Origin of the sequence: Hydrocoleum sp. CS-953, from assembly GCF_002260545.1 — a bacterium.
Classification (GTDB): Bacteria; Cyanobacteriota; Cyanobacteriia; order Cyanobacteriales; family Microcoleaceae; genus Trichodesmium.
In genome coordinates, this window is record NZ_LGSU01000511.1 from 1 (window position 1) to 3,401 (window position 3,401).

Annotated in this window: 3 protein-coding genes; all 3 read left to right on the forward strand. The window is 39.0% G+C overall.

The genetic code is table 11. The features are described from left to right. Nucleotides 1–52 precede the first annotated feature (52 nt). Nucleotides 53–429, forward strand: a 377-nt coding sequence (locus tag AFK68_RS41065) for a WD40 repeat domain-containing protein (protein ID WP_371357244.1), incomplete at its 3' end; no start/stop codon positions are given. A gap of 24 nt (nt 430–453) precedes the next feature. Further along, a complete protein-coding gene (locus tag AFK68_RS44295) occupies nt 454–618 on the forward strand; it encodes a hypothetical protein (RefSeq protein WP_371357245.1) in 165 nt (54 codons plus the stop codon). A gap of 529 nt (nt 619–1,147) precedes the next feature. Further along, a partial coding sequence (locus AFK68_RS44300) for an efflux RND transporter periplasmic adaptor subunit (RefSeq protein ID WP_371357246.1) occupies nt 1,148–2,862 on the forward strand: 1,715 nt, incomplete at its 3' end. Nucleotides 2,863–3,401: the final 539 nt, after the last annotated feature.

Genomic DNA, 3,401 nt, shown 5'->3' on the forward strand with positions numbered 1-3,401 from the left:
TGACAATACAGTGAAGTTATGGAACCTTGAGGGGAAATTATTGCAGACTCTCATGGTTGGTGAGAGTTTGGTCAATAGTGTAGCATTTAGTCCGGATGGAGAGACAGCTGCCACTGCAAGTGTTGAGAAAACAGTGAAATTGTGGAACCTTGAGGGGAAATTATTGCAGACTCTCATTGGGCATAACGATAGGGTCAATGGTGTAGTATTTAGTCCGGATGGAGAGACTATTGCCACTGCAAGTGATGACAATACAGTGAAGTTATGGAACCTTGAGGGGAAATTATTGCAGACTCTCACCGGGCATAAGGATAGGGTCAATAGTGTAGCATTTAATCCCGATGGAGAGACAACTGCCACTGCAAGTGCTGACGAAACAGTGAAGTTGTGGAACCAACAGGGGAAATTATTGCAGACTCTCATTGGGCANCATTTAGTCCGGATGGGGAGACTATTGCTTCTGCTAGTTGGGATCAGACAGTAAAACTATGGAACGTTTGGAAGTTCGATCGCCTCCATGAATGGGGTTGCAACTGGATGCGCGACTACCTAGAAAATAATCCCAATGTTAGTGAAAGCGATAGGCGTTTATGTGATGGTGTTGGGTTATTTCAGTGAACAGTTATCAGTTATCAGTTATCAGCCTTTGTTTGTAGTTTTGCTTTACCCCCTAAAATGAGATTGCTTCTCTCCACTCCGTTCCGCTCGCAATGACTTGGTTGTCCGCAGCGAGTGAAGCGTAGCGTAACGTGGCAATCTCTAGAATCTACTGTGAAACCATTGAGATTGCTTCTCTCCACTTCGTTACGTTCGCAATGACAACTGTTTAAAGGGAATTGATATTACTTAATTCTAAATCAAACTCTCTATTATAAATAGAATAAGCTGAAAAATTGAATAATTTAAGGTTTTTTTTATACTCTATAAAATAGATATTTAATCAAATGTAAACTTATCTGAACACTATTCCTTTGCTAGTGTAAATATTCTTAAAATACCGTCCTAAAAAAGGAAATTTTACCACGAACTTCATAGTTTATATGTTAGCATAAAGCATCAAATATTCAAAACTTAAATAATCCCATAATTACTTAAATTCAAAAGCTAGCTAAAACTTAGGAGATATTTACAAGTGAACTTAAGACCAATGGATAGCAAATTAGTCAAACAGGCTAAATATTGGCCCTTGGTATTATCTGCCCTGTTGTTAAGTTCCTGTGGAGGTAGCGCACCACCACCAGCACCCCCAGCTACAGCAGTCGAAATATCAAGAGTTGATGAGACTCAAGTTGCAGATAGTACAGAATATATTGCAACATTAGAAGGAAAAGAAAAAGCAATTATTAGACCTAGAGTCGATGGACAAATAAGCCAAGTATTTGCATCATTAGGGAACCGTGTGACCAAAGGAGACCCTATCCTGCAAATAGACCCTTCTCGACAACAGGCAGTTCTGGATAGTAATATTGCTCAAATAGGTTCAGCTAAGGCACAGTTGGATAGTTCACAAGCTCAACTCAGATCCTTAAGAGATGATAAAAGGGAATTAGTTGCAGAAAGAAACTTAATTTCTGAACGGTCTAACTTAGAAAGCACTCAAGCAAACCTCCGTCAAGAACGTCAAGAATTAAATAGGTTACTAGCAGAATTAAGCTCTCTATCTGAAGAAGCTAATTTACAAAATGCTGAAGCAAATCTCAGGTCAGAACGTCAAGAACTAAATAGATTAATTGCTGAATTGAATTCTTTATCTGAAGAAGCACAATTAGAAGATGCTCAAGCAAATTTACGAGCGCAGAGGGCGGAAAAAGATAGAAGAACAGCGGTACTAGAATATCAAAAAATTGAACAAGAAAGATTTTCTACATTATATGAACAAGGAGTAGTTCCCAAAGAAAGATTTGACCAAACTACTCGTGACATCAAACAAGCTGAAGCTGAAATAGATAATATCAAACAAGAAATTGAGGCAGCAGCAGCACGGGTAGATAGTGCCAAAAAAGATTTAGAACGTCGCACCACTACCCTAACCGCTCAAATAGCATCTCAAAGAGAAGTAATAGATGCAGCTAAAGCACAGGTAGAAAGTGCCAAAAAAGATTTAGAACGTCGCACCAGTACCCTAACTGCTCAAATAGCAGCTCAAAAAGAAGTTATAGATTCATCCAAAGCACAAGTAGAAACTGCTAGAACAGACTTAGAGCGTCGAATTGAGACTCTAGATGCTCAAATTGCTAGTCAAGACGAACTTATTGCATCTCAGGAAGCTCAGGTAAATACAACTCGTGCTGAACTACAACAAGCTCAGGCAAATGCTGTGGCAGAACAGGTGCAGTTACAATACTACGATATTGTTGCTCCTATTAATGGGGTACTTGGAAATGTAGTCCCAAAAGTGGGTGATTATGTAGACCCTCAAACTGAACTAACCAGTATTCAGGATAATAGCACTTTAGAAGTTAATATTGAGATTCCCATAGATCGACTGCCTCAAATTAGGCTAGGTACACGAGTTGATTTACTAAATCAAAGTACAGGTAAATTAATTGGTAACAGTCGGGTATCTTTTATATCTCCAGATGCAGGTTTAGGAACTCAAACTGTCTTAGTCAAGGCAATATATAACAATGCTCAGAAGAAACTACAAACTAACCAACAGGTAAGAGCAAGAGTTATCTGGGAAGAAGGTCAAGGTTTAACAATTCCAACTACAGCAGTTACTAAAATTGGAGACCAAGCTTTTGTTTTTCTCGCCGAAGAGAAAATAATGGATGGTGAGAAGAAGTTGGTGGCAACCCAGAAACCTGTACAGTTAGGAAGTATTCAAGGTCAGAATTATCAGGTAGTTGATGGATTGAAAGGNGAGCAAGAGTTATCTGGGAAGAAGGTCAAGGTTTAACAATTCCAACTACAGCAGTTACTAAAATTGGAGACCAAGCTTTTGTTTTTCTCGCCGAAGAGAAAATAATGGATGGTGAGAAGAAGTTGGTGGCAACCCAGAAACCTGTACAGTTAGGAAGTATTCAAGGTCAGAATTATCAGGTAGTTGATGGATTGAAAGGTAGTGACAATATTGTAGTTGAGGGGGTTGTTAAGTTACGAAATGGGGTGCCAATTAAAGATAACTCTCAGTTAGGAAATCCAAGTGAATCTGAACCTGAAAAGTCACAGGATAAATAATCCGGATACATATAGCAATCTATGTAGAGATTGTAATAAAATTTTCTCTGGACTGACATATCTAAAATGGGGCAATATGTAGGGGCGGGTTTTAGCTAGAATTTTCATGCTGACTCATTGATTGATATAAACCCGCCCTAATGCACACCTATTATATAGAACCCCTGAAGGGGTCTATTTAAAATTAGAGATTGAGAGTAGGGGAGTGGGGGAGTGGGGGA